Origin of the sequence: Sulfitobacter litoralis (assembly GCF_900103185.1) — a bacterium.
In the GTDB taxonomy this organism is placed as follows: domain Bacteria; phylum Pseudomonadota; class Alphaproteobacteria; order Rhodobacterales; family Rhodobacteraceae; genus Sulfitobacter; species Sulfitobacter litoralis.
Window position 1 is genome coordinate 73,645 of the sequence record NZ_FNJD01000006.1, and the last position, 26,602, is coordinate 100,246.

A 26,602-nucleotide genomic window follows, 5' to 3' on the forward strand; every position below is an offset into this window, starting at 1 on the left:
GGAGAGCCTCCGCCCCTTGGGCCATGCGGGCCGACATGAATGCTGCCGCGGGCCAAATGAGCGTCCGCTATCATCGGACACACATGACAAAATTTTCTGATCTAAACCTTAATCCTAAAGTCTTAAAAGCCATTGATGAGGCCGGGTATGAAACCCCCACGCCAATCCAGGCCGGTGCGATCCCTCCTGCCCTTGAAGGCAAGGACGTATTGGGAATCGCCCAGACAGGTACCGGCAAAACTGCCAGCTTCACCCTGCCCATGATCACTCTGCTTGCCCGTGGACGCGCCCGCGCCCGCATGCCACGCAGTCTGGTGTTGTGTCCCACGCGGGAACTGGCAGCGCAGGTCGCCGAAAACTTCGACACCTATACCAAGCACCTGAAATTGACCAAGGCGCTGTTGATCGGTGGCGTTTCGTTTGGCGAGCAGGACAAGCTGATCGATAAAGGCGTCGACGTTCTGATTGCGACGCCAGGTCGTCTGATTGACCATTTTGAACGCGGCAAACTGATCTTGTCCGACGTCAAGATCATGGTCGTCGACGAAGCGGACCGGATGCTCGACATGGGGTTCATCCCCGATATCGAACGTATCTTCCAGATGACCCCCTTTACCCGTCAGACGCTGTTTTTCTCGGCTACCATGGCGCCAGAAATCGAACGTATCACAAACACCTTCCTGTCCGCCCCCACGCGTATCGAAGTCGCGCGTCAGGCAACCACGAGCGAGAATATCGAGCAAGGCGTGCTGATGTTCAAACCCTCGCGCAAGGACCGCGAAGCGACGGAAAAGCGCAAGGTTCTGCGCGCGTTGATCGACGCCGAGGGCGACAAATGCACCAACGCTATCATCTTTTGCAACCGCAAGATGGATGTGGATACCGTGGCCAAATCGTTGAAAAAATACGGCTATGACGCGGCACCAATCCACGGCGATCTGGACCAAAGCCAGCGGACCAAAACCCTCGACGGGTTCCGCAATGGCGATCTGCGCTTCCTTGTTGCTTCAGATGTTGCGGCACGGGGCCTTGATGTGCCGTCGGTCAGCCACGTCTATAACTTTGATGTGCCGTCCCATGCCGAAGACTACGTGCACCGCATTGGCCGGACCGGCCGCGCGGGCCGCGACGGCAAGGCGATCATGATCTGCGTCCCACGTGATGAGAAGAACCTCGAAGACGTCGAACGTCTGGTACAGCGCGAGATTCCGCGACTGGAAAACCCGTTGGGTGGCCAAGAAATCAAAGCTGACCTCCAGACAGATGCCCCTGCTGCTTCAACCGAAGCTGGAACCTCTTCGGATAAGCCCAAGCGGACCCGTTCGCGCAGCCGTAAGAAGCCTGAAACGGCTAAGACTGACGCCGATCAGGCCGTGACCCCACAGGCGGCATCGCCACAGGCAGATACAGCGCAGACGGATGCAGCGCAGGCCAGCAGCCCAAAGGCTGACGCGCCGAAAGGTAGAACCAAACCAGCGGCCACGCCGCAAGCGAACAAATCCGACAAACCTGCGCAGGGCAGCACCGAAAAGGCCGCTCCGCAAAAGGTGGACGCCACGCAGGACGACAAGTCGACCAACCGTCGCAGCCCCCGTGGCGGGCGTGGGGATAACACTCGCAATGACAACAACCGCCAGCAGAACAACCGCAATGACAACCGTGTCGTCGGTCTGGGCGATCACACGCCCGAGTTCATCGGCCTGAGCTTTGCCGAGCGCTGCGAATAACCCTTCGCTTCCCCTGACCATCTCATAAAAAGGCGCAGAGGATTCTCTGCGCCTTTTCTTTTGCGCAGTACCCTGTCGCGTGTCCCCCATCAGTCTTCCATACAAACGCAAAACGCCGCGCAGTGGCCTGCGCGGCGTTTCGATTTAATGTGTCGATGCCTTAGCTTAGACGGCTGACAACGATGGTGACTTCGGGCTTTTTGCCGATTTCATCATTGGCCGACTGGCGCACGGTGCGCTTCAGTCCGTCGTGCAGCTTGTCGTCGTCGCGCAGTGTCTTGGCATTGGCGCGGCCAAGGAACTGCGCCAGATCGGCCTCAAGCACTTCGACGAGCGACGTCTTGGACCGGCCCTGCTCTGGCAAGCCCATAGCGTCGACCCAAGGGTCGCCCAAAGCTTCGTCGTTTTCGTCCATGATCACCGTCACAGTGACGTGGCCGTTCAGCGCCATGCGAATACGGTCGCGTACAACGCCGTCCATCGCGCCAATTTGCGTCGACCCGTCCAGATAGGTGCGCCCGCTGTCGACATATTCAACAACCTTTGGCTCGTTGCCCGATAGGTCGATCATCATGCCGTTCACGGCCAGAACACCCTTCATCCCCTTGGCGTTGGCGATTTTGGCGTGTTCGCGCAGGTGGCGATGCTCACCATGCATCGGGATCAGGATCTGAGGTTTTACCACATCATGCAGCGTTTCCAGATCGGGGCGGTTGGCGTGGCCCGACACGTGGTACAGACCCGAACTGTCATCGACGATATCGACGCCCATTTCGGAGAACGCGTTGATCACCTTGATCACGCCACGCTCGTTGCCCGGAATGGTTTTGGAGGAGAACAGGAACATGTCCCCCTCTTTCATCTCCAGCCCCATGTATTTCCCGCGCGCCAGCTGTGCCGACGCCGCACGGCGTTCGCCTTGCGAACCGGTCACCAACAGCATCAGGTTTTCACGCGGGATGCCGCGGGCTTCTTCCGGGCTCACGACCGGAGGGAAGTCTTTCATCACGCCCGTTTCAAGCGAGGCTTCGACCATGCGTTTCATCGCACGACCCAGCAGAACGACGGAACGCCCTGCCCGTTCGCCAGCATCGGCCAAGGTTTTCACCCGCGCGACGTTCGAAGCAAAGGTCGTCGCGACGACCATACCCTGTGCGGTGCCCAGAAGCTTTTCGATCTCTGGCCCGACAGTCGCCTCGGAACGGCCGGCGTTCTGCGAGAACACATTTGTACTGTCACAGATCAACGCTTTGACGCCGTCCTTGGACACATCGGCCCAAAGTTCGGGGTCATAGGCCTCACCGACGCCCGGTGTCATGTCGATCTTGAAGTCACCCGAGTGGATCAAGCGATCGCCCGCTACGTCGATCACCAAGGACGACGATTCAGGGATAGAGTGGGACATGGGCAGGAAGCCGACCGTGAACGGCCCGACAGTCGTCTGCTGCGGCCACGGTGCCACGGTGGTCACCGCGTCTTCGGGGTGGCCGTATTCATCCATCTTGCGCTTGGCAATGTTCGCTGTGAACTTGCGCGTATAGATAGGGGCGCGCAGGCGGTCATAGGTATGGGCCACGGCACCGATGTGGTCCTCGTGGGCGTGGGTGATGAAAATCGCCTCGATCTGGTCGCGGCGTTGTTCAAGCCAGGCGATATCGGGGATGATCAGATCCACGCCGGGGCTTGTGTCCATGTCAGGGAAAGCCACGCCGAGGTCGACAACAATCAGCCGCTCCTTGCCGGGTTTCCCGTATCCATAAACATAGGCATTCATGCCAATTTCACCTGCCCCACCGAGGGGCAGATAGATCAATCTTTCGCTGCTCATATGACTAAGCGGTATCCTTGTTATAGTTATAAATCACGGTCAAGCCGTGCATCGTCAAATCATCTTGGTATGCATCAAACAGATCGACTGTCTGTTGAAACAGCGGGGCCAGCCCGCCTGTCGCAATCACGCGCATTTCACGGCCGCGTTCAGCCTTTATCTGGGCACATATCTCACGGACGAGGCCGACATAACCCCAAAAAATGCCCGATTGTATGCAAGAGACGGTATTTGTACCGATTACCGCCTGTGGTTTAGAGATGTCTACATGAGGTAAGGCGGCCGCGGCGTTATGCAATGCCTCGAGGCTCAGGTTCACGCCGGGGGCGATCACCCCGCCGATATAGGCCCCGTCGGTGTCGACCACGTCAAAGGTCGTCGCGGTGCCGAAATCGACAACAATCAGGTCGCCACCGAACAGATCATGCCCGGCGACTGTGTTTACCAGACGGTCAGGCCCCACGGCTGTGCCTACGTCTACACGCACATCAACGGGCAATCGGCAATCTGGTTTACCCACCACAATCGGACGCGTGTTAAAATAGCGGTCCGCCAGCACCCGCAGATTGAACACCACCCGCGGCACCGTCGAGCTGATGATCACATCGGTGATATCCGCCTCCACGCCCTGAAATTTCATCAAGGTGCTGAGCCAGACGTAATATTGATCAGATGTGCGCTGCCATTCGGTCGATGTGCGCCAAGTCGCAATAAACCGCGTTCCGTCCCAGATTGAAAAGACTGTATTGGTATTTCCGCAGTCAATCGCCAATAGCATGGCACATCCCTTCGCTCGCGTTTAGAAAAATACATCCGCCGCTGTGATGGGCACGCGGCCTTTCGGGGTGCGCAGGATCAGGTTGCCTTGGGCATCCACGTCCTCGAATACACCGCGGGTCTCGTCCTTCATGGTGCGGGCGACGATCTCTTCGCCCAACCGCGCTGCATGGGACAGCCACGCAGCACGGATTGGCGCAAAACCATAGGTCTGGAATTGGGTTTCCAGCTGCGCGTATTCCGCCGCCAAGGCATTCAGAAAAACCTCGGGCGGAACGACCTTGCCCGTTTCTGCCACAACCGACACAGGGCGCAATGCCCCCGCTTCAACCTGATCGGCACCCGGCGCATGGGCGAGATTGACCCCGATCCCGATGGCCAGAAAATCGCCGATACTTTCCAGTAGAATTCCAGCGACTTTGCCGCCGTTCAGCAGCACGTCGTTGGGCCATTTCAGGGTAAACGCGCCTTCGTCCCGCGTGGTCGCCACAAACGCACGGCGCAGTGCTAGGGACGCGACGAAGCTGCGTAATGCAGCAGTCGAAGGTGCTTCGGTGCGCCGCATCATCAAGGTTGCGGCAAAATTCCCCCTAGGCGTGGCCCAGGACCGTCCGCGCCGGCCACGTGCGGCGGTCTGTTCTTGCGCAAGGATCCATGTCGCACCGGCAAGCTGCGAGGATTGCCGCGCCGCTTCGCTAAGGGTGGAATCGACGCTATCGAAAACCTGCCGCCCATAGCCGTCGGGCCAAGCCGCTGTTTGCGCTTTGACCCCTGTTGGATTCATGCCGGAACCGGTGTTGCCCAGGGGTGCCACCTTCGGATCAGTTTACCAGCGTCGCCGCCGCAGAGATCGCAGCAGTCTCGACGCCGAACAGATTAACAATGCCAACCACCATGATCACGGCAGCGGCGACAACAACGCCGGATAGCAGGCTGCTTTTACCCTCATCCAGACGGTCATCCCCTTCGGCCCCGAAATACATCAAAAAGACGATGCGTAGGTAATAATAGGCCCCGATGGCCGAAGCGACAGCACTGGCGACAACCAGCCAGATCAGCCCCGCGTCGACGCCCGCTTGCCACACACCCAGTTTGGCGAAGAAGCCCAGCATCGGCGGCACACCAGCAAGCGAGAACAGCAGTACCAACATCGCCAGCGCCTTACCCGGTGCGCGCTTGGAATACATGTTCAACGCAGTGATGTCGGTGACAGGCTGGCCGTCTTTCTCCATCCCGAGGATAAAGGCAAAGGTACCGATGTTCATGGTCACGTAGATCGCCAGATAGACCAGCATGGATTTGACACCCAGCTCTGTACCCGCAGCTAGGCCGATCAACGCGTACCCCATGTGGGCAATCGAAGAATAGGCCATCAGACGTTTGATGTTGGTCTGACCGATCGCGGCGACAGCGCCAAGGAACATGGACAACACTGACAAAAGCGCGATGATCTGGCTCCAGTCGGCGACAGCATTGCCAAAGGCATCATGCAACACGCGGGCAAACAGCGCCATCGCGGCAACCTTGGGAGCTGTGGCAAAAAAGGCCGTGACCGGCGTCGGCGCACCCTCGTAGACGTCAGGCGTCCACATGTGAAAGGGCACAGCGGACACTTTGAATGCCAGGCCGGACACGACAAAGACGATACCGAACAGCAGGCCAAGCGAGGTCGGGCCTTCGCTCGCGAGGCTCATCACGCCCGCAAATTGGGTGGTGCCGGCATAACCATAGACCAGCGACACACCATAGAGCAGCAGACCGGATGACAGTGCACCCAGAACGAAATACTTCAGCCCTGCTTCGGTAGACTTCACGCTATCGCGGCGGAGGGACGCAACAACGTACAGTGCCAGCGATTGCAGCTCGAGGCCCATGTACAGTGTCATCAGATCGCCCGCGCTGACCATCATCATCATGCCGACAACGCTCAGTGCGATCAGAACCGGATACTCAAACCGTAGCAGGCCGCGCTTTTTCATATAGGCTTCGGACATGGCCAGTACCGCCGCCGCGCTCAGCAGCATGGTGACTTTGGCAAAACGGGCAAAGCTGTCTTCGATGAACAGACCGTTAAACGCGATGCGCGTTGTGCCACCACTGGTCATACCGATCCAGATCGCAAGCAACGCCATCACGATAGCTGTGGCCCAGACCATGACGCCTGCAGCGGCGTCCTTGTTGGTGTAAACCGCCCCGAGCAGTGCCAGGATCGCAAAAAGCGCCAGCAGGATTTCGGGCAGGATGACATTCAGATCAGCGGAAATCATCGCGCGGTCCTTTATTCTGAGGCCGTCTGGACAGCGGCACCTGCCGCCTCCAGGGCCGTATCATAGCTATCAACAAGGGCGGCGACCGAGGGGCCGATTATATCGAGCACCAGCGCCGGGTAGACGCCCAACAGCAGGGTCATCACCACCAAGGGGGCAAAGATCCAGCGTTCACGGCCCGACATATCGGTGATCGTGCGCAGGCTTTCCTTGATCAGGTCACCCATCACCACGCGGCGATACAGCCACAGCGCGTAACCCGCCGAAAAGATCACACCCGAAGCAGCAACCGCTGCAACCCAAGTGTTCACCTGGAATGTGCCCATGATCGTCAGGAATTCCCCGACAAAACCCGATGTACCCGGCAGACCGACATTTGCCATGGTGAAGAACATGAACACCAGCGCATAGGCAGGCATCCGGTTCACCAGACCGCCATAGGCGTCAATCTCGCGGGTGTGCATCCGGTCATAGATGACGCCGACGCACAGGAACAGCGCGGCAGAGATAAAGCCGTGGCTGATCATCTGAAAGATTGCACCGTCCAAGCCCTGCTGGTTGAAGGTAAAGATCCCCATCGTGACAAAGCCCATGTGGGCCACGGAGGAATAGGCGATCAGCTTTTTCATATCCTGCTGCACCAGTGCCACGAGCGAGGTGTAGACGATCGCAATCGCCGACATCCACAGCACCAGTGGCGCCAACACGTCAGAGCCCACAGGGAACATCGGTACCGAGAAACGCAAGAAGCCGTAGCCGCCCATCTTAAGCAAGATCGCCGCAAGCACGACAGACCCCGCGGTCGGTGCCTGAACGTGCGCATCTGGCAACCACGTGTGGACCGGCCACATCGGCATTTTAACCGCAAAACTGGCAAAGAACGCCAAGAACATCATGGTCTGCAATCCGCCGACCACAGTGATCCCCGCAATCGAGAAGGTGTCGGACGCGAAGGTATGCGTCAGAAGACTGACTTCGCAGCCTCCGATGCAAGTCGTGCCCGCATCCGCATACATCATCACCATCGCCACCAGCATCAGGACCGACCCGAGGAAGGTGTAGAGGAAGAACTTGAACGATGCATAAATACGGTTCGCCCCGCCCCAGATGCCAATAATCAGGAACATCGGGATCAGACCTGCCTCGAAGAACAGGTAGAAGAGCACGAGATCCAGCGCCATGAACACGCCCAGCATCAACGTCTCGAGAAGCAGGAAGGCGATCATGTATTCCTTGACCCGCGTCTCTACGTTCCAGCTGGCAGCGATGACCAGCGGCATCATAAACGTGGTCAGCATCACAAACAGGATCGAAATGCCGTCAACGCCCAGACGGTACTGAAGGCCCATCAACCATTGTGCCTCGTCGACAAACTGGAAGCCGGTGTTGGACGGGTCAAAGTCGAACAGAATGAACAGCGAGATCAGGAACGTGACTGTTGTGGTGATCAGTGCCAGCCATTTTGCATTGCGCCCCGCCGCGGCGTCTTCGCCCCGCAGGAACACAGCCAGAATAAGCGCCGCAAAGCTGGGCATGAAGGTAATGATGGAAAGCAAGTGATGATCCATTAGTGTGCCCCCCCGCTCATCGTCATCCAGGTCACAAAGACCGCGATGCCGATCACCATGGCGAAGGCGTAGGTAAAGATATAGCCGGACTGCGCGCGCCCTGCCAGACGGGTGAGGAACGGAATGATCCCCATGGCGACACCGTTCAGCGAGCCGTCGATCACATTACCGTCCCCGCGCTTCCAGAAGAAGCGGCCGATGGCCATCGCGGGTTTGACGAAGATGACATTATACAGCTCGTCGAAATACCATTTGTTCAGGAAGAACAGGTACAGCGGGCGTTGGTTGGCTGCCAGACGGGCCGGCAGGCTCGGGTTCCAAATGTAGAACCACAGCGCCATGACGAGGCCAAAGACCATCGCGATGAACGGGCTGACCTTGACCCATGCCGGTGCGGCGTGGGCGTCATCCAGTACGTGATTGTCTGGCGCGATGTACAACGCCCCCTCGCCCGGTGCGCCGGCAAAGGCTGGACCGTGATGGCCTGCGTCTTCACCGTGATCGCCCGCAGCTTGATCGCCAGCATCGGCGTGGTCGTCCTCGGCCCCTTCGACGTGGGTTTCACCACCGGCAGCCATTTCGGCCATCGGGATACCGTAGAACTCTCCTACATCCTCGGCGTGGCCGAAGAAGCTGTTGTACCACACCATACCGGCAAAGATCGCACCAAGGCTCAGGACGCCAAGCGGTACCAGCATGACCATCGGGCTTTCATGCGCGTGATCATGGGTATGCTTATCGCCGCGTGCCTTGCCAAAGAAGGTCAGGAACATCAGGCGCCAGCTGTAGAAGCTTGTCATCGCAGCAGCGATCACCAGCATCCAGAAGCCGTACATAGACCCGCCACCCCAAGCGCTTTCGATAATCGCATCCTTGGACAGGAAACCCGCGAAACCGAAGTGTGTCAGCGGAATGCCAACACCGGTGATCGCCAGCGTACCAATCATCATCGCCCAGAAGGTATAAGGAATTTTCTTACGCAGTGCGCCATAGTTGCGCATGTCCTGTTCGTGGTGCATCGCGTGGATCACCGACCCTGCGCCCAGGAACAACATCGCCTTAAAGAACGCGTGGGTGAACAGGTGGAACATCGCGGCGGAATACATGCCAACGCCAGCGGCCACGAACATATAGCCAAGCTGCGACATGGTCGAATAGGCGATCACGCGTTTAATATCGTTCTGCACCAAACCGATTGTCGCTGCCACGAATGCTGTGGTGGCCCCAAGGAAGGTGACGAACATCATCGCCTCAGGCGCGACCTCCATCAATGGCGACATACGGCAGATCAGGAAGACCCCTGCTGTTACCATCGTCGCCGCGTGGATCAGCGCCGACACGGGTGTCGGGCCTTCCATCGCGTCGGGCAACCAGGTGTGCAGGAACAGCTGCGCCGATTTACCCATCGCGCCGATAAACAGCAGGATCGCAATCAGGTTCGCGGCGTTCCATTCGGACCACAGAAAGCCCAAAGTGGTTTCGGCCAGATCAGGCGTCGCGGCAAAGACATCATCGAACTTGATTGAGTCCGTGAGGTAGAAAAGCGCCATGATCCCCAGTAGAAAGCCAAAGTCGCCCACGCGGTTCACCACGAAAGCCTTGATCGCCGCGGCATTCGCCGATGGCTTTTTATAATAAAAGCCAATCAGCAGATATGATGCGACGCCCACGCCTTCCCAGCCAAAGAACATCTGAACCAGATTGTCCGAGGTCACGAGCATCAGCATCGCGAAGGTAAAGAATGACAGGTAAGCAAAGAAGCGGGCACGGTAGGGCTCCGCATCCGAAAAATTCTCGTCGTGGGCCATGTAGCCAAAGGAATACAGATGCACGAGGCTAGAGACCGTGGTGATCACGATCAACATGATCGCGGTCAGCCGGTCCAGACGGATCGCCCAGTCGGTCGACAGGCTCCCGCTTTCGATCCAGCGCAGAATCTGGATGTGCTGGGTTTCGCCGTCAAACGATAGAAAGACAATCCAGCTGAGCAGCGCCGCAAGGAACAGCAGACCCGTTGCCACATACTGACCAGCTTTCTCGCCAATCAGCTTCCAGCCGAAACCACAGATCAATGCACCCACGAGTGGTGCGAAAAGAATGATCGTTTCCATGATCTTAGCCCTTCATCACGTTGACATCTTCGACCGCGATCGTACCCCGATTGCGGAAGAAGCAGACCAGAATAGCCAGCCCGATTGCAGCTTCGGCAGCGGCGACGGTCAGGACGAACAGTGTGAACACCTGCCCCACCAGATCACCCAGATAGTAAGAGAAAGCGACAAAGTTGATGTTCACCGCCAAGAGCATCAGTTCAATCGACATCAACATGATGATGATGTTCTTGCGGTTCAGGAATAGCCCGAAAATGCCAATGACGAACAGCGTCGCCGCTACCGTCAGGTAATGTTCAATTCCGATCATGTCGTCCCTCGGTTCTCTTGCCCTTTTCAGGGGTTCTTTAGTTCTTGCCGCGGAATGTTTCCATCCCGATCCCGTCGCATCTAGAAAATGCTGAAGCCGCCTACGACCACAATCAAAACGACGACAAGTACTACAATTGTATTACGTGACATGGAGTATATCCTTGATAGGACAGGCCGATTATAGGCCCTGCCCGGGTTTCACATCATTCAGTTTCATTGCCAGTTTCGGATCGCGCATCATCTGGTCGACCACGTTCTGCCGTTTGACATCGCCGCGATGGCGCAGCGTCAGTACGATTGCACCGATCATAGCGACCAGCAGGATCAGCCCCGACAGTTGGAACAGCAAAAAGTATTGGTCATACAGGATCAGACCCAAGGCGGCAGTGTTATGCACCTCGTCGGTGATCACCTGGGTACGCAGCCCTTCGGCGGCAGAGTTCGCATCCCATGCGCCAAACGCCATGACAAACTGCATCAAGATGACCAGACCGATCAGCAATGCCAGCGGCATATAGCGCGCCATCTCGGCCTTGAGTTCGGCGAAATCAACGTCCAGCATCATGACAACGAACAGGAACAATACCGCGACTGCGCCCACATAGACGATGATCAACAGCATCGCGACAAATTCGGCGTTCAGCAGCACGAAAAGCCCCGCCGCGCTGAGGAAGGACAGGATCAACCACAGCACCGAATGCACGGGGTTGCGGCTGATCACAGTGAACAGCCCGCCGGCGATCACGCTGATCGCGAAGAGGTAAAATGCGAAAACGCTCATGCGTCACCTTCCTTGTCATCCAAAACACCCTGCGCAATCTCCATCGCGCGGGTCATGGCGGGGATGCCGGCGAAAACCGCCATCTGCCCGATCGTCTCTATCACCTGCTGCTTATGCGCACCGGCCTCTACCGCGTGAATTACGGCTTGGCGCAGCGCAATGTCATTCTGGGCACCCTGCATGGTCAGCCCCGAAATCGTCAGCAACATCCGCGTCTTGGCATCCAACCCGTTGGGGTTCATCGTATTGCCAAAAAACGTTTCCATCATGTCTTTGGGCATCTTGCCCATCATCGCCTCGAACCCTTTTGGCGAAAACGCGTCCATTGCAGGAAAGCCTTTGGCCATGTCCTGCATTTGGCGCATCATCTCTTCAAAGGGGTTTTGGCTATCGGTCATCGGTACGGCGCGTCCAGTTCGAGGTTGCGGGCGATCTCTGCTTCCCAGCGTTCGCCGTTGTCCAGCAGCTTGGCCTTGTCATAGAACAGCTCTTCGCGGGTCTCGGTCGAGAATTCGAAATTCGGGCCTTCGACAATTGCGTCAACCGGGCAGGCTTCCTGACAGAAACCGCAATAGATGCATTTGGTCATGTCGATGTCATAGCGCGTGGTCCGGCGACTGCCGTCTTCGCGTGGCTCAGCATCAATCGTAATTGCCTGCGCCGGACAGACCGCTTCACACAATTTACACGCGATGCAACGCTCTTCGCCGTTGGGATAACGACGCAGCGCATGTTCGCCACGGAAACGCGGGCTTAGCGGGCCTTTTTCGTGCGGATAGTTGATCGTCGCCTTGGGCTTGAACATATACTTAATGCCAAGCTTCAGGCCTTGGTAAAAATCCTGCAGCAGGAAATATTTTACGTGACGGGTATAGTCGGTGTTAGCCATATCAGCCCCCTACTGTCCAACGGGCATAAATGCCCCAGAACCAATCGAATTTCGCGGCGAAGGAGACGAAGACAACCCAGAACAGGCTGAACGGCAAGAATACTTTCCATCCCAAACGCATAAGCTGGTCATAGCGGTACCGCGGGGTGATCGCCTTGACCAACGAGAAGAAGAAGAACACCAGCCCCATCTTGGCGATCATCCAGAAGATACCGTCTGGCAGGCCAGGGATCGGCGACAGCCAGCCGCCAAAGAACATCAGCGAGATCAGCGCGCACATCAGCACCACGGCGACCAGTTCACCGATCATGAACAGCAAGAAAGGCGTGGAGGAATATTCGACCTGATAGCCAGCAACCAGTTCGGATTCCGCTTCGGGAAGGTCAAACGGTGGGCGGTTGGTTTCGGCCAGTGCCGAGATGAAGAACAGGATCAGCATCGGGAAGTGCGGCAGCCAGTACCAGTTCAGCAGACCGTAGTCCCCGCTTTGTGACAAGACGATGTTGCCAAAGTTCATCGAACCGGAGCTGATGACGACGCCGATGATGATCAGACCGATCGACACCTCGTAGGAAATCATCTGCGCCGCAGATCGCAGTGACCCCAGGAACGGGTATTTGGAGTTTGACGCCCATCCGCCCATGATCACGCCGTAAACTTCTAGCGACGAGACCGCGAAGACATACAAGATCGCCACGTTGATGTTCGACAAGACCCAGCCGTCGTTGAACGGGATCACCGCCCAGGCGACCAGCGCCATGACCAAGGTCACCATCGGGGCCATAAAGAACACGGCGCGGTCAGCACCGGCGGGCACGATCACCTCTTTGACAATGTATTTCGCGAAATCCGCAAAGGATTGCAGCAGACCGTAGATGCCAACAACGTTGGGCCCGCGGCGCAGCTGGACCGAAGCCCAGATTTTCCGGTCGGCGTACATCAGGAACGCAAGGGCAAGAAGCAGGGGAATCACAACAAGGAAAATCTGGCCAATAATCAGCAGGATCGTCCCCAGCGTGGTGTTGAAAAAGAAGTCAGCCATAGGTCCTCACACCGTCGGTATGCCTTTTTCCATGCAGTTCTGCACGGTCACTTCGGCATCTATTGTCTTCAAGCCCGCAGGCAGGCTCGGCGAGATGGTGTAAACAGCATCTGCGTGCCAGACACCACCCTCGATCTCAACATTTGTACGCACGTGGCGGGCAAAACCAAAGCCCCGGATCAAAGTATATCGGGCCGCAGCACATTCCGCATATTCCGCTACATTCTCGGATGACCGCGCTTTGGTCATCGCCACGTCAAACTGGACAAGATCCCCGTCCAGCAATTTGGTTTCGACACCGCGATATTCAGGAATGAAATCTTCGGCCATGGGCGCTTGCGTTTCGCAGGCGCCCAGAACCAAAGGCAACATCATTCCCAAAATCCTCACTCCGCCGCCAGTGGTGTTTCACGGCGGGCTTTGGCGTTGGCCGAAAGCTCTGCCATCAACTGGCTCGCACGGGCAATCGGGTTGGACAGGTAGAAGTCAGCAATCGCGTGACGGAACGGACTGTCGCCCAAGCTGCCCTGCGCCACCGGCTGCCAGTCGTTTTCCGCGACCTGATCGATATCCCCCAAATGCGGCACATCAGCGACCAGTGCTTTGCGCAATGCCGCCAGCGAATCGAAGGGCAGTTTCGCATCCAGCTCGGCGCTGAGCGCACGCAGGATGGCCCAGTTTTCCTTGGCCTGACCAGGGGCAAAACTGGCGCGTGCCGCGAGCTGCGGGCGGCCTTCGGTGTTGACGAACAACCCACCCTCTTCGGTATAGGCGGCACCGGGCAGGATGATATCGGCACGGTGCGCGCCGCGATCCCCATGCGAGCCTTGATAGATCACGAAGGGGCCAGCAGGAATGTCGCCTTCGTCCGCACCAAGGTTATAGATCACGTCGGCGGCCAGCACATCATTGATGCCGTTTTCAGCTACGGCCCCTATATCCATCGCGCCCACACGGGATGCGGCGGTGTGCAAGACCATAAAGCCAGACTTCGTCGCTTCGGCCAGCGCCATAGCAGCGGCCAGAACCTCTGCCCCGTCTTCACGGGCCAAAGCGCCCATGCCCACAACGATGACCGAGGATTTCTCGGCGATGTCGGCATGATCCTTTTTCAGCAGTTCGTTCAGCAACGACGGGCTGTCGCCCAGATGGTCGTAGTCATAGGTCAGATCGACAGCGGAGCCCATCAGGGCGACGTCAGCCCCACGCGTCCAGGCTTTACGGATACGCGCGTTAAGCACCGGTGCTTCCACGGCGGGGTTTGCGCCGATCAACATGACGGCTTGTGCCGTGTCCAGATCTTCGACCGTGGCGGTTCCGACATAGCCCGACCGGTTGCCCGCAGGCAGCTTCGCGCCATCGGTACGGCATTCCACAACGCCGCCCTGCCCTTCGATCAGTTGTTTCAATGCATATGTAGCCTCGACCGACGCAAGGTCACCGATCAGACCGGCAACATTCTTACCCTTCATCGCAGCAGCGGCAGCGGCCAATGCTTCGGGCCAATCAGCTTTGCGCAACTTACCGTTTTCGCGAATATAGGGCGTGTCCAGACGCTGACGGCGCAGACCGTCCCAGACGAAACGGGTTTTATCGGAAATCCATTCCTCGTTCACGCCGTCGTGGTTGCGCGGCAAAAAGCGCATGACTTCGCGGCCTTTGGTATCCACACGGATGTTCGACCCAAGCGCATCCATCACATCAATCGATTCTGTCTTGGACAGTTCCCAAGGCCGTGCGGTGAAGGCGTAGGGTTTAGAGACCAACGCCCCCACGGGGCACAGGTCAATGATATTACCCTGCAGGTTCGAATCGAGCGTCTGCCCCAGATAGGCTGTAATCTCGGCGTCTTCACCACGGCCGGTCTGGCCCATCTGGTGAATGCCCGCGACCTCGGTGGTGAAGCGTACACAACGGGTGCACGAGATGCAGCGCGTCATATGGGTTTCAACCAGCGGGCCCAAATCCAGATCTTCGGTCGCGCGCTTAGGCTCGCGGTAGCGGCTAAAGTCGACGCCGTACGCCATCGCCTGATCTTGCAAGTCACACTCGCCGCCCTGATCGCAGATCGGGCAATCCAGCGGGTGGTTGATCAGCAGGAATTCCATCACGCCCTCGCGGGCCTTTTTCACCATGGGCGAATTGGTTTTAACGACCGGCGGCTGGCCTTCGGGGCCAGGCCGCAAATCGCGCACCTGCATGGCGCAAGACGCCGCAGGCTTGGGCGGGCCGCCTACGACCTCCACAAGACACATCCGGCAGTTACCGGCAATCGACAGACGTTCGTGGTAACAGAAACGCGGAATTTCCACCCCTGCTTCCTCACACGCCTGAATGAGCGTCATCGCCCCTTCGACTTCGACTTCCTTGCCGTCAATGATGATCTTGCGGGTATCGCTCATATGCTTATTTCGCTCTCAGTAACGAACCGATCCGGCTCGATTTTTGGATTTCTGCACGCCCTAACGCACAATAGCTTTGTGGGTCAGAAGTATCGACCCCCTTCGCCTTTAAATATGCAGCCCCCCGGGCCTTCATGCGCGCCTTTTCAGCATCGCTTTTGCGGTAGGCGTCAATTTCGTCCGACGTATAGCCCAAAGATTTGGCCGTGCTTTGCACATTGTTCAGATAGCTAAGCGCGCGCAGCATGCGGGCCGAGATATCAGGACATTCCTTGCGAATCCGGTCGGCCAGTCCAAGATCAAGCAGCGCATCATCAACAGCCGGTACATCACGCAGCGGCGGTTTTGCGGCGACAGGGCTGGCCATCAGGGCCACGGTGGTTACGGCGATCAATACGTTACGCATCTTACTCTCCTCATGTAGCGGGGCGGACTGCCCCTTGCTACACATGGGAACTGACCCCGATGTTATTCAATAACATCCCCAGATCAGCCATTTGCCAGCGGTATGTCGCGCAAACGATCAGGAAGGGCAAGCCCCCTGAAACGTCAAAGCGTCGTCCACAAGGCGCAAATTCTCGGGCGGGGTGTCCGGCCCCACGACCCATTTAATATCGGAACTGCCATAGTTGGTCACACAATACACCGTCGCCTCATAGCGCGCGGCTTCGCGGGCACCGGTGATCGACTGCGAGGCATTGCGCACCCGCAGGGTAAAGACATCGCGCTGCCCGTCGACTTTGCTCAGCTTGGTGCGGAAATATTTACCATCAAAGGCCAGACGGTCTTCGCGGGCGGTACAGCCAGCCAATACCGCAGCCGTTATACAAAATAGAACAATCTGCTTCATCTTCCCTCGCTCTGCCGGTGTGGCCGGACCCGTCTTTTTTATGCAGCCCCCTGCCGATCGATGGCGGGGGCTGTCGTTCCTCGGTCGCGCCTTAAAAGGCCGTGAAAATTGCCAGCACGGCCAAGGCCAGAATACAGACCAACCCCAGCGTAAAGAATAACGACCGCATGGGCTGGTTGGTTGTCCCGATATGCACCACGGCCATCGCGACCCGCACCGCCACGAAAAGCGCCGCAAAGAGGTTCACCCAGAACACAGGCGCGCCAAGTAGCACCGCCGCCAGCGTCGATGCCAGAAACGGGCCCGACGCCTCTATCGCGTTCATAAACGCGCGATCACGGCGATAGACTACGTCGTCATAGTTCCGCTTGGGCTTGCCGCACTCACAACGCCCCTCTGGCGTGCGCCCCATAGTAGAGAGCGCGCCCAGAACACTCATAAGAATGGCCCAAAAGGCCAAAGCTGCCAGCGCGTGGCTATAGGCGGCAAAGCTTTCCATCAAAGCTTACTCCGCCGCGACGGCGCTGACGCGCCCGGTGCGTTTGTACCTGATGCGATCCTCGATCTCGTCGCGGAAGTGACGGATCAGACCCTGAATCGGCCAAGCCGCCGCATCGCCTAGGGCGCAGATCGTGTGGCCTTCGACCTGCTTGGTCACGTCGAGCAGCATGTCGATCTCTTCGGGCTCCGCATCGCCGCGCACCAAACGGTCCATCACGCGCATCATCCAGCCGGTCCCTTCGCGGCATGGCGTACACTGACCACAGGATTCGTGTTTGTAGAACTTCGCCAGACGCCAGATTGCCTTGATTACATCGGTGGAGTTATCCATCACGATCACCGCCGCCGTCCCCAGACCCGAGCGTTGTTCGCGCAGGTAGTCGAAATCCATGATCGCGTCGCGCATCTGTGCACCGGGGATCATCGGCACCGACGACCCGCCGGGGATCACAGCCTTGAGGTTGTCCCAGCCGCCACGGATACCGCCGCAATGCTTTTCGATCAGCTCTTCGAAAGAGATGCTCATCGCTTCTTCGACGACGCAGGGGTTGTTCACGTGGCCCGAGATCGCGAACAGCTTGGTGCCTGCGTTGTTCGGACGCCCGAAGCTCGAAAACCATTCAGGACCACGGCGCAAGATCGTTGGCACCACCGCGATGGATTCCACGTTGTTCACCGTGGTCGGACAACCATAAAGACCGGCACCCGCGGGGAACGGAGGCTTCATCCGAGGCATGCCCTTTTTGCCCTCTAGGCTTTCGAGCAGCGCGGTTTCTTCGCCGCAGATATACGCACCGGCACCGTGGTGAACATAGATGTCAAAGTCATAGCCCGATTTACAGGCGTTCTTGCCGACCAGACCGGCGTCATACGCCTCGTCGATGGCGGCTTGCAGCGCTTCGCGCTCGCGGATGTATTCGCCGCGAATGTAGATGTAGCAAGCGTTGGCGTTCATAGCGAAGCTGGCAATCAGGCAACCTTCGATCAGCGTGTGCGGATCGTGACGCATGATTTCGCGGTCTTTACAGGTACCGGGTTCGGATTCATCCGCATTGACCACCAGATAGCTGGGGCGACCGTCGCTTTCCTTGGGCATGAAGGACCACTTGAGACCCGTCGGAAAGCCCGCACCGCCACGACCACGCAACCCCGACTCTTTCATCTGGCTGATGATCCAGTCACGCCCGTTTTTCAGAATGCCAGCTGTGCCATCCCAATGGCCACGCGCCTGCGCGCCTTTCAGCGTGCGGTCGTGCATACCGTAGATATTGGTAAAGATGCGGTCTTGATCCTGAAGCATGAAGCTAACCTTTATGTGTCACGGCTGGCCGCGCGGGCCCGCCTCATCTGATATATATTGACCATCGCCCAGATCAGGGCAGCCAGCGCTGCAAAGTCGAACAGCAGCGCATAGCGTCCGGGCAAGCCGAACTGCGGTGCAAGCCATTGCGCCGCGATCCAAAGCACCATTGTGCCGGCAATGACAAGGCCCACCATCCGGCCCTTGCGGGCCAAGGCAATTTCTTCCTTATCTGTCATTCGTGTGCATCCATGTCAGGCTCAGGTCTTTTTGTTGCTTGCAGAGACGTCGGTCTCTGTAGCGGCGGCAAGGGTTTTTGCTTGCCCTATCCAGTCGTCGCGTTGAATGCGGCCCTTGAACGGCAAGCGGGCGTCGACCCATGCGATTTCAGTCGCTGACCACTGCGCGATCTGGTCAAAGTGATAGATCCCCAGAGCGTTCAACGTCTGCTCGATCTTCGGCCCGACCCCGCTGAGAAGCTTGAGGTTATCGGCCCCGCCTTCGCGCGGCTGGTCCAGCGTTTCAGGGCTGCTCTCAACGGTGCCCACCGGAATATCAGCGATCCCCGGACGGGTTGAGGTCGCCCCCTCGATCGTCGCCGGTGCCTCTGGCACCTCGGCAGCTGTAGGCGCAGGGATAGAGGCAATGGGTTCAGCCGCCGCCTTTGGTGACGCAGCAGGTGCAGGCTCGGCGTCGATAGCCGCCGCCGGAGCTTCGTATTTGTAAGTACCCTTGCGCGCGGCAAGCTCTTCTTGGCCCTTCAGCTTGGCTGTGGGTTTAATCCCTGAAAAGCCCGCAGGCTCGACTACCGCCGCAGGAGACGTGCCCGCTGTCGCTTCGGATGCAGCACCGCCAACATCGGCTGTTGCTTGACCACCGGTCGTATCTTCGGGGCGGGTTTCGACAGTTTCGACTGCTGCGGGTTCAGCATCCAGCTTTGGCTCGGTCTCTACAGGCGCATCGCTGGTGGGGGCGGCGCTGGCGGCTTGGGTTGTTGCTGCCGTCGCAGGTGCTGCCGCAGCGGCTGGGGCGCGGGCCGGCTCTGCCGTGTCGTCCGCCACCGTGCTGCATAGCAGCTTTGACATCACCACAAATGTCACAAGTCCCAGAATAATCCCGAGGAACAGCGAGGCGATGAAGCCCCAGCCGAAGACCAGCCAAAATAGCAGAGCAAGGGCAAGGCCGACACCGCCCCCCCACCGTGTGCAACCGCGCTTGCATTGCTCTTTTTGCGTCAAATCAGTCATATCCGTCCCCTCGTCCGCCATTCAAGATGATCTATTGTGTTTGCTAGATATCATCTTTTGTGGCGCGGGACGAGAATTCTGTTTGATCACCAGCGGCGAGCTTTTTTGCCTGCTCAACCCAGTTGTCGCGGGACACGCGGCCCTTGAACCCTTCGAGGTTCTGGTCGACCCAGGATACCTCGTTCGGACCCCAGTCCGCGATCTGGCTGAAGTGGTAGAAGCCCATCTTGTTCACCAATGTTTCGAGCTTCGGCCCGATGCCCTTGATAAGCTTAAGGTCATCCGCAGCACCTCCTTCGGGGGCTTCCAGCGCCTTGGGCTTAGTGGCAGAAGCCTCTGCGTTGGCTTCCGCCGATTTCGCGATGGATGCTTGGTCGGTGCCTGCTGTCGGTGCTTTGGGCGCGGGTGCCGGATCGCCCGGTGCGACGCTGCCTGCCTCGGGTTTGCCGACGGCTTCGACGCCCTCCGCCTCTCCGGGTGCTTCGGAGCGTTTATCAGAGGCATCGCCCACATCGCGCGGTGCGTCTTCCTCGGCCGGCGTCCGGCCCCCTTGGGCACCATCGGGTCCTTCGGGCGGCATATTGTCATCGCGCGAGACGGGCTGTTCATTGTCAGCACCAGCGCTATCGGCACCGTCCTTGCCCTGCCACGGCGCGGTCAGGGGGACTTCGGTACCGTCAATGCGTTTGATCGTATCACCAATGTCGACCGCCAGCTGTGCGCTGGCATTATATTGTGTCTTGCCGCTGTCATGATCGGTCAGGCTGGTCAGCCCCGACAGGGGTTCAGACGCATAGCGCCCGTTCTGCGGCCCCGGCACAGGCACCTGCCCTGCAGCCATATCGTCAATCATGGCGCGGAAGCCGTCGACCGTCAGGTCTTCGTAGTAATCCTTGCCGATCTGCGCCATCGGCGCGTTCGAACACGCGCCCAGACATTCGACTTCTTCCCACGAGAATTTGCCGTCTGCGCTGATCTGATGCGCCTTGGGCGCGATGCGGTCCTTGCAGACCTCGATCAGGTCTTCGGCACCGCAGATCATGCAGGATGTGGTGCCGCAAATCTGGAAATGCGCGACTTCGCCGACAGGCTGAAGCTGGAACATAAAGTAGAATGTCGCGACCTCGAGCCCGCGAATATAGGCCATGCCCAGCATTTCCGAGACATGTTCGATCGCAGGGCGGCTGAGCCAGCCTTCCTGTTCCTGCGCACGCCACAGCAAAGGGATGATCGCGCTGGCCTGACGGCCTTCGGGGTATTTGGTGATCTGCGCTTCGGCCCATGCCTGGTTGGCGGGGGTGAAGGCAAAGCTTGTCGGTTGGTCAGGGTGCAAACGGCGCAGCATCAGATCAGGCTTTCGTTCTTGCGGAAACGGCGGGCGCCTCCGGCGGGAGTTTATTTAGCAAAATGAAGAGGAGCCGGCTCAACGGTCGACCTCTCCGAAAACGATGTCCATGGTGCCGATGATCGCTGCGACATCCGCCAGCTGGTGCCCCTTGGCGATGTAATCCATCGCTTGCAGGTGCAGGTAGCCGGGCGCGCGCAGTTTGGCACGGTAAGGTTTGTTCGATCCATCCGCCACGAGGTAGACGCCGAATTCGCCTTTGGGGGCCTCGACAGCGCAATAGACTTCGCCGGCGGGGACGTGGAACCCTTCGGTATAGAGCTTGAAGTGATGGATCAGGCTTTCCATATCGGTTTTCATCGCAGTCCGGCTGGGCGGCGTGATCTTGCCCCGCGCCAGAATATCGCCCTGCCCTTCGGGCGCGCGCAGCTTTTCGATCGCCTGCTGGATGATGTAGGTGGACTGACGCATTTCCTCCATCCGGACGAGGTAGCGGTCATAGCAATCGCCGTTCACACCGGTCGGAATCTGGAAGTCGAATTCATCGTAGCATTCATAGGGCTGCGCACGGCGCAAATCCCACGCCAAGCCAGAGCCGCGGACCATGACGCCCGAGAAGCCCCAATCCTGAATGTCCTGCTCGGACACGATGCCGATGTCAGCGTTACGCTGTTTGAAAATCCGGTTTTCGGTCAGCAGTTGATCCACATCGACCATGAAGCCCGACAGGAATTTATGCGACCACGCCTCGATATCGTCCAATAGCGCGGGAGGCAGATCCTGATGAACCCCGCCGGGGCGGAAATAGGCCGCGTGCAGACGGGCACCGCAGGCGCGTTCGTAAAAGATCATCAGATCTTCGCGTTCCTCGAATCCCCAAAGCGGCGGCGTCAGCGCGCCCACGTCCATCGCCTGCGTGGTGACGTTCAGCAGGTGTGACAAGATGCGGCCAATTTCTGAATAAAGCACGCGGATCAACGAAGCGCGACGGGGCACTTCTACACCGGTCAGCTTTTCAATGGCCAGACACCAGGCGTGTTCCTGGTTCATCGGGGCCACGTAATCCAGCCGGTCAAAATACGGCAGGTTTTGCAGGTAGGTGCGGCTTTCCATCAGCTTTTCGGTACCGCGGTGCAGCAGACCAATGTGCGGATCGCAACGTTCGACGATCTCGCCGTCAAGTTCCAGAACAAGACGCAAAACCCCGTGTGCCGCAGGGTGTTGCGGGCCGAAGTTGATGTTGAAGTTGCGGATCTTTTGCTCGCCGGTCAGGGCGTCTTCGAAACCTTTGGTGCCGTCCATCATTTACGCTCCAGCTCGGTCAGTTTGACGCCCATCCACCACAAAAGGGCAAGCGTACCCAAGGGCACGATACAGGCAACGGACCAGTATTTATTGATCCCGAAAAACGGCAACAGCTTGACCATCGGGATGATTGTGAGGGCAGACAGTACGAACCACCAAATGCCACCCATCATTTTGCCTCCGGCTTTTCATCGCCAGGCAGAATATATTCAGCCCCTTCCCAAGGCGACATAAAGTCGAATTGGCGATATTCCTGCACGAGGCTTACCGGTTCATACACCACGCGCTTTTCGCTCTCGTCATAGCGGACTTCGGTATAGCCGGTGGTCGGGAAATCCTTGCGCAGCGGATAGCCACGGAACCCATAATCCGTCAGCAGGCGACGCAGGTCGGGGTGGCCGGCAAAAATGATGCCGAACATGTCAAAGACTTCGCGCTCGAACCAGTTGGCCGACGGGTGGATATCGACGATCGACGGGACCATGTCCTCTTCGCGTGCGGCGACGCGTAGACGGATGCGCTGGTTCTGGTACATCGACAAGAAGTGATAGACGACATCAAAGCGTTTAGCACGCCCCGGGTAATCCACCGCCGTGATGTCCACCAACGAGGAGAAACGACAGGTCGCGTCGCCTTTGATAAACTCCACCAGTCCAGGCAGATTGGCCTGCGTGACGTCCATATTCAGCTCGTCAAAAGCGATGTCCCAGCCCAGGATACAGTCGGGGCGTTTCGCTTCGATGTACGCGCCAAGTTCGTTCAGTTGTTCTGACATATCAGCCCCTTAGCGAACAATTGTGCCGGTGCGGCGGATTTTGCGCTGCAATTGCATGATGCCGTACAGCAAGGCCTCTGCCGTTGGCGGGCAGCCGGGCACATAGACATCGACAGGCACAATCCGGTCGCAGCCGCGCACCACAGAATAGCTATAGTGGTAATAGCCGCCGCCGTTCGCGCATGACCCCATAGAGATCACATACCGCGGTTCCGGCATCTGGTCGTAAACCTTGCGCAGGGCCGGTGCCATCTTGTTGGTCAGCGTGCCCGCAACAATCATCAGGTCGGACTGACGCGGAGACGCGCGTGGCGCGGTGCCAAAGCGTTCCAGATCGTAGCGCGGCATCGAGGTGTGCATCATCTCGACGGCGCAGCAAGCCAGACCAAAAGTCATCCAGTGCAGCGAGCCGGTACGGGCCCAGTTAATGATGTCTTCGGTCGAGGTCAGCAGGAAGCCTTTGTCCTGCAGTTCCTTGTTAAGGTTCTGGGTGGCCACATCGCGGTCCATCCCGGCCACATTGGCCCCGGCGGCTGCTACTGCCATTCCAGTGCTCCTTTTTTCCACTCATATGCAAATCCGGCGGTCAGCACGGCAAGAAACACCATCATCGACCAGAAACCGGCCATGCTCACGTCCTGAAAGGCCACGGCCCAGGGAAAGAGGAAAGCAATTTCGAGGTCAAAAATAATAAACAGGATCGACACGAGGTAGAACCGCACGTCGAATTTCATTCGGGCGTCGTCAAAAGCGTTAAACCCGCATTCATAGGCCGACACTTTTTCAGGGTCCGGGTTGCGCACGGCCAGCACGAAGGCGGCCAGGATCAAAACAATGCCAAGGACAATCGCCACGGCTAGAAAAAGTAGGATCGGCAGGTATTCCCGCATCATGTCGTCCAAGGGGAAGCTCCTTTTGCGTATGTGACGCGCCACGCGCCCTGTCAGCCAAACGGCACTATTGGCTTTGGTCGGTTTACTCCGCTGTCCGGTCAGGGTCAACCGAGCCCGCCATATTTGCGTCATCCCAGCCAGAAGCGGTTTTACCCCTGCCCCGTCCTGTGCGAACGGCCCATTTTTCCAAGCCGATCGCGCCCTTTGCATACGCCTGCATCGTGGTGTTCTGATGCGGATCACTGGCGCTCAAAGCGCCTATGCGAAAGGCGCTGGATCAGCTTTCATTATCCGCGCCGCAGCTAGAGGTCACCCGGTGATCCACGACGCCTTGCGTTTGTCAAAAAAGGCACCGATTCCCTCGGCTGCTTCTTCGGTCTCCCAGCGGTCCGCGAGCGCCGCGATGGTATGCTCCACGACCTGAGCGTCGATCCGTGGCCCCAGATCCCGCGCAAGTTGCTTGGCGGCGGCCACAGCCCCCGGTGCACAGGACAGATAGGGGATAACCTCGGCCTCGATCGCGCCGTCCAGTTCATCCGCTGGCACCGCGCGCGCGAGCAGCCCCAGATCGACCGCCTCTGCCGCATCAAACAGACGGGCCGACATGAACACACGCCGCGCCCGCCCTTCGCCCATTCGCGCCAATACATATGGGCCAATTGTCGCCGGAATGATCCCCAGCCGCGTCTCGGTAAACCCCATCTTGAGCGTATCCACCCCGATCGCCACATCGCAGACCGACGCCATGCCGACACCGCCGCCAAAGGCATTGCCCTGCACGCGCCCGATCAACGGCTTGGGCAGCGTGTTGAGCGCGCCCAGCATCGTGGCCAGCTTTCCCGCCTCGGCCGACCGTGTCGGCCCATCCATATCGCGCTGCGCCTGCATCCAACCCAGATCGCCACCCGCGCAGAAGCTTTTGCCTGCGCCCGTGAGCACCACGACCCGTACGGCGTCATCGGCGGCCAATGCGGCAGCGGCTTGCGTCAGTTCGTCGATCATCTGCGCGGACATCGCATTGTGCTTCTCCTCGCGTGCCAAGGTCAAGGTGGCGACACCGCGATCATCGGTCGCCAGCTTCAATGTCTCGTACATCACCCTGCCCTCATGCCGCGCGCCATCGCGGCGGCCTCTTCGATTAACGCCTGATCCAGCCCTGTGTCATAGCCCAGCCCTACCAGATGCGCGTTGACCCTTTCGGTGGCGACGTTGCCGGCAGCACCCGGCGCATAGGGGCATCCCCCCAGCCCACCGACCGCGGCATCAAACACCCGCACCCCCATCGACAGCGAGGCATCAATATTATCCATCGCCCGACCGTTGGTGTCGTGATAATGTCCGGCCAGACGGCTCACTGGGACAGCTTCCCGCACTGCCAGCAGCATCCGTGCGATCGTGTCCGGCGTGCCTGCCCCAATGGTATCGCCCAAGGATACCTCATAGCAGCCCATCGAGAACAAGCGGTCTGCAACCTCTGCCACTTTCGACGGATCAACCGCCCCGTCATAGGGGCATTTCACCACGCAAGAAACATAGCCCCGCACCGGCATATCCACATGGCGCGCTTGTTCGAGGATCGGCGCGAAACGCTCGAACGCCTCTTCGATGCTGGCGTTAATGTTCTTCTGGCTGAACCCCTCGCTGGCCGAGGCGAATACAGCGATCTCCCCCGCTTTGGCCGCGACCGCATCCTCATAGCCGCGCATATTCGGCGTCAGCGCGGCATAGCGCACGCCCGTGGGCCGCGCGATCCCGCCAAGCACCTCGGCTGATCCCGCCATCTGCGGCACCCATTTTGGACTGACAAAGCTTGCCACCTCGATCCGCGAAAACCCCGCACGGCTAAGCAGATCCACCAGCGCAATTTTCTCCGCTACTGGTATCTCGCGTGCCTCGTTTTGCAGCCCGTCCCTCGGACCGACCTCGAAAATCTCGCAGAACCCTTTATCCATAACGCCACCTCCCCTTCATTTTGCCAAATAAACTCACCTGCGTGACGGTAGCATCACTCGACCGGCCACGGGTCATAAAAAGATCGGTCAAACAGCGGCACGTCTTTGGGTAGCGACAACTGGAACGCCTCGCGGTCGGTGATGCGCGCATACCAGGCCGCGACATTGGGGTGGTTGTCGAGCTTGGCGAAATGCTGCGCCATATAGACTGCCTGCCCTACATTCACATCCGCCGCGGTAAAGCCGCTCATCAACAGATAATCCTGTGTCAGGATCCCGCCGCCCAATCGCGCCTCGATCGCGTCGTAGCACTTCATCAAACGCGCGGCTTCCAGCTTCATCACGATGGGGCTGCGCATGGAATCGTCGCGCAGCGCCACATGCTGCTGGGTCAGCGCCGCGCAATGCTGCGATACGGTCTCGGCAAAGTGGATCCACACCAGCCACGCCATCCGATCCGGCGCCCCCGGCATCCGCCCCAAACGGTCGGGGCTGAACCGTTCGCAGAGGTATTCGGCAATGGCACCGGTCTCGAACATCCGCTCCCCGTCGATCTCGAGCGAGGGCACACGCCCCGCCGGCGAAATCGCCAGATACCCCGGGTCGCGCAAAGATTTGTCGAACGCGTGGATCGACACCTCAAAGGGCACCTCGAGCTCGTGCAGCAACCACAGTGTGCGCATTGATCTGGTCTGTTCGACATGGTGCAGGGTAATCATGGTGCGGGCTC

Annotated in this window: 30 protein-coding genes; 1 reads left to right on the top strand and 29 read right to left on the bottom strand. The window is 58.6% G+C overall.

Annotated features, from left to right (window positions below):
- Window positions 1–83: 83 nt before the first annotated feature.
- The gene (locus BLQ98_RS06860; protein WP_093732599.1) at window positions 84–1,727 is read left to right on the top strand and encodes a DEAD/DEAH box helicase; all 1,644 of its coding nucleotides are present in this window, start codon (window positions 84–86) and stop codon (window positions 1,725–1,727) included.
- 160 nt (window positions 1,728–1,887) lie between these two features.
- Here BLQ98_RS06860 and BLQ98_RS06865 read toward each other — a convergent pair whose 3' ends face one another.
- From BLQ98_RS06865 to BLQ98_RS06995, 29 genes are all read right to left on the bottom strand, one after another.
- Entirely contained in the window at window positions 1,888–3,555 is a 1,668-nt protein-coding gene (locus BLQ98_RS06865) for a ribonuclease J (RefSeq protein WP_093732600.1), read from the bottom strand.
- Window positions 3,556–3,559: 4 nt separating this feature from the next.
- Complete coding sequence (locus BLQ98_RS06870; RefSeq protein WP_093732601.1) at window positions 3,560–4,333, bottom strand: type III pantothenate kinase; 774 nt, start codon at window positions 4,331–4,333, stop codon at window positions 3,560–3,562.
- 21 nt (window positions 4,334–4,354) lie between these two features.
- Entirely contained in the window at window positions 4,355–5,116 is a 762-nt protein-coding gene (locus BLQ98_RS06875) for a biotin--[acetyl-CoA-carboxylase] ligase (RefSeq protein ID WP_093732693.1), read from the bottom strand.
- Between the two features lie 37 nt (window positions 5,117–5,153).
- On the bottom strand, window positions 5,154–6,599 hold the full coding sequence (gene nuoN / locus BLQ98_RS06880) for an NADH-quinone oxidoreductase subunit NuoN (protein WP_093732602.1): 1,446 nt from the start codon (window positions 6,597–6,599) through the stop codon (window positions 5,154–5,156).
- An 11-nt stretch (window positions 6,600–6,610) separates the two neighbouring features.
- Complete coding sequence (locus BLQ98_RS06885; protein WP_093732603.1) at window positions 6,611–8,167, bottom strand: NADH-quinone oxidoreductase subunit M; 1,557 nt, start codon at window positions 8,165–8,167, stop codon at window positions 6,611–6,613.
- Window positions 8,167–10,278: an NADH-quinone oxidoreductase subunit L gene (gene nuoL / locus BLQ98_RS06890; RefSeq protein WP_093732604.1), complete on the bottom strand. Its 2,112-nt coding sequence runs from the start codon at window positions 10,276–10,278 to the stop codon at window positions 8,167–8,169. Before nuoL ends, BLQ98_RS06885 begins: the two co-directional genes overlap by 1 nt.
- Before the next feature lie 4 nt (window positions 10,279–10,282).
- Entirely contained in the window at window positions 10,283–10,588 is a 306-nt protein-coding gene (gene nuoK, locus BLQ98_RS06895; RefSeq protein WP_005853964.1) for an NADH-quinone oxidoreductase subunit NuoK, read from the bottom strand.
- Window positions 10,589–10,768: 180 nt separating this feature from the next.
- Complete coding sequence (locus BLQ98_RS06900) at window positions 10,769–11,371, bottom strand: NADH-quinone oxidoreductase subunit J (protein ID WP_093732605.1); 603 nt, start codon at window positions 11,369–11,371, stop codon at window positions 10,769–10,771.
- Window positions 11,368–11,769: a carboxymuconolactone decarboxylase family protein gene (locus BLQ98_RS06905; RefSeq protein ID WP_093732606.1), complete on the bottom strand. Its 402-nt coding sequence runs from the start codon at window positions 11,767–11,769 to the stop codon at window positions 11,368–11,370. The genes BLQ98_RS06900 and BLQ98_RS06905 overlap by 4 nt, the downstream gene beginning before the upstream one ends.
- Window positions 11,766–12,260 carry an NADH-quinone oxidoreductase subunit NuoI gene (gene nuoI, locus BLQ98_RS06910; RefSeq protein WP_093732607.1) on the bottom strand — a complete coding sequence of 165 codons (495 nt, stop codon included), beginning with the start codon at window positions 12,258–12,260 and terminating at the stop codon, window positions 11,766–11,768. The genes BLQ98_RS06905 and nuoI overlap by 4 nt, the downstream gene beginning before the upstream one ends.
- Window position 12,261: 1 nt before the next feature.
- Window positions 12,262–13,302, bottom strand: a complete 1,041-nt coding sequence (gene nuoH / locus BLQ98_RS06915) for an NADH-quinone oxidoreductase subunit NuoH (RefSeq protein WP_093732608.1) — start codon at window positions 13,300–13,302, stop codon at window positions 12,262–12,264.
- A gap of 6 nt (window positions 13,303–13,308) precedes the next feature.
- Window positions 13,309–13,677 (bottom strand): YNQ4 family lipoprotein, encoded by a 369-nt coding sequence (locus BLQ98_RS06920; protein WP_093732609.1) that lies wholly within the window; start codon window positions 13,675–13,677, stop codon window positions 13,309–13,311.
- 11 nt (window positions 13,678–13,688) lie between these two features.
- Window positions 13,689–15,704 carry an NADH-quinone oxidoreductase subunit NuoG gene (nuoG, locus tag BLQ98_RS06925; RefSeq protein ID WP_093732610.1) on the bottom strand — a complete coding sequence of 672 codons (2,016 nt, stop codon included), beginning with the start codon at window positions 15,702–15,704 and terminating at the stop codon, window positions 13,689–13,691.
- 4 nt (window positions 15,705–15,708) lie between these two features.
- Complete coding sequence (locus BLQ98_RS06930; protein ID WP_093732611.1) at window positions 15,709–16,110, bottom strand: DUF5333 domain-containing protein; 402 nt, start codon at window positions 16,108–16,110, stop codon at window positions 15,709–15,711.
- A 117-nt stretch (window positions 16,111–16,227) separates the two neighbouring features.
- On the bottom strand, window positions 16,228–16,554 hold the full coding sequence (locus BLQ98_RS06935) for a hypothetical protein (protein ID WP_093732612.1): 327 nt from the start codon (window positions 16,552–16,554) through the stop codon (window positions 16,228–16,230).
- A 91-nt stretch (window positions 16,555–16,645) separates the two neighbouring features.
- A complete protein-coding gene (locus BLQ98_RS06940; RefSeq protein ID WP_093732613.1) occupies window positions 16,646–17,053 on the bottom strand; it encodes an MAPEG family protein in 408 nt (135 codons plus the stop codon).
- 6 nt (window positions 17,054–17,059) lie between these two features.
- On the bottom strand, window positions 17,060–18,355 hold the full coding sequence (gene nuoF / locus BLQ98_RS06945; protein WP_093732614.1) for an NADH-quinone oxidoreductase subunit NuoF: 1,296 nt from the start codon (window positions 18,353–18,355) through the stop codon (window positions 17,060–17,062).
- A gap of 11 nt (window positions 18,356–18,366) precedes the next feature.
- The gene (locus tag BLQ98_RS06950; RefSeq protein ID WP_093732615.1) at window positions 18,367–18,594 is read right to left on the bottom strand and encodes a DUF5337 domain-containing protein; all 228 of its coding nucleotides are present in this window, start codon (window positions 18,592–18,594) and stop codon (window positions 18,367–18,369) included.
- Window positions 18,595–18,615: 21 nt separating this feature from the next.
- On the bottom strand, window positions 18,616–19,602 hold the full coding sequence (locus tag BLQ98_RS06955; RefSeq protein ID WP_244148383.1) for a helix-hairpin-helix domain-containing protein: 987 nt from the start codon (window positions 19,600–19,602) through the stop codon (window positions 18,616–18,618).
- 43 nt (window positions 19,603–19,645) lie between these two features.
- Window positions 19,646–20,947, bottom strand: a complete 1,302-nt coding sequence (locus BLQ98_RS06960) for an NADH-quinone oxidoreductase subunit E (RefSeq protein WP_093732617.1) — start codon at window positions 20,945–20,947, stop codon at window positions 19,646–19,648.
- A gap of 78 nt (window positions 20,948–21,025) precedes the next feature.
- Window positions 21,026–22,249 (bottom strand): NADH-quinone oxidoreductase subunit D, encoded by a 1,224-nt coding sequence (locus tag BLQ98_RS06965; RefSeq protein WP_093732618.1) that lies wholly within the window; start codon window positions 22,247–22,249, stop codon window positions 21,026–21,028.
- Window positions 22,249–22,425: a hypothetical protein gene (locus tag BLQ98_RS18235; protein ID WP_167354516.1), complete on the bottom strand. Its 177-nt coding sequence runs from the start codon at window positions 22,423–22,425 to the stop codon at window positions 22,249–22,251. The genes BLQ98_RS06965 and BLQ98_RS18235 overlap by 1 nt, the downstream gene beginning before the upstream one ends.
- Window positions 22,422–23,027, bottom strand: a complete 606-nt coding sequence (locus BLQ98_RS06970; protein WP_093732619.1) for an NADH-quinone oxidoreductase subunit C — start codon at window positions 23,025–23,027, stop codon at window positions 22,422–22,424. The genes BLQ98_RS18235 and BLQ98_RS06970 overlap by 4 nt, the downstream gene beginning before the upstream one ends.
- A gap of 9 nt (window positions 23,028–23,036) precedes the next feature.
- Window positions 23,037–23,573, bottom strand: coding sequence for a NuoB/complex I 20 kDa subunit family protein (locus BLQ98_RS06975; RefSeq protein ID WP_093732620.1), 537 nt, complete (start codon window positions 23,571–23,573; stop codon window positions 23,037–23,039).
- Window positions 23,564–23,929, bottom strand: a complete 366-nt coding sequence (locus tag BLQ98_RS06980) for an NADH-quinone oxidoreductase subunit A (protein ID WP_093732621.1) — start codon at window positions 23,927–23,929, stop codon at window positions 23,564–23,566. The genes BLQ98_RS06975 and BLQ98_RS06980 overlap by 10 nt, the downstream gene beginning before the upstream one ends.
- Before the next feature lie 73 nt (window positions 23,930–24,002).
- Window positions 24,003–24,173, bottom strand: a complete 171-nt coding sequence (locus BLQ98_RS18240) for a hypothetical protein (RefSeq protein WP_167354517.1) — start codon at window positions 24,171–24,173, stop codon at window positions 24,003–24,005.
- Between the two features lie 56 nt (window positions 24,174–24,229).
- Window positions 24,230–25,015, bottom strand: a complete 786-nt coding sequence (locus BLQ98_RS06985; protein ID WP_093732622.1) for a crotonase/enoyl-CoA hydratase family protein — start codon at window positions 25,013–25,015, stop codon at window positions 24,230–24,232.
- The gene (locus tag BLQ98_RS06990) at window positions 25,015–25,872 is read right to left on the bottom strand and encodes a hydroxymethylglutaryl-CoA lyase (RefSeq protein ID WP_093732623.1); all 858 of its coding nucleotides are present in this window, start codon (window positions 25,870–25,872) and stop codon (window positions 25,015–25,017) included. The genes BLQ98_RS06985 and BLQ98_RS06990 overlap by 1 nt, the downstream gene beginning before the upstream one ends.
- Window positions 25,873–25,925: 53 nt before the next feature.
- The gene (locus BLQ98_RS06995) at window positions 25,926–26,591 is read right to left on the bottom strand and encodes a glutathione S-transferase family protein (RefSeq protein ID WP_093732624.1); all 666 of its coding nucleotides are present in this window, start codon (window positions 26,589–26,591) and stop codon (window positions 25,926–25,928) included.
- Window positions 26,592–26,602 lie beyond the last annotated feature (11 nt).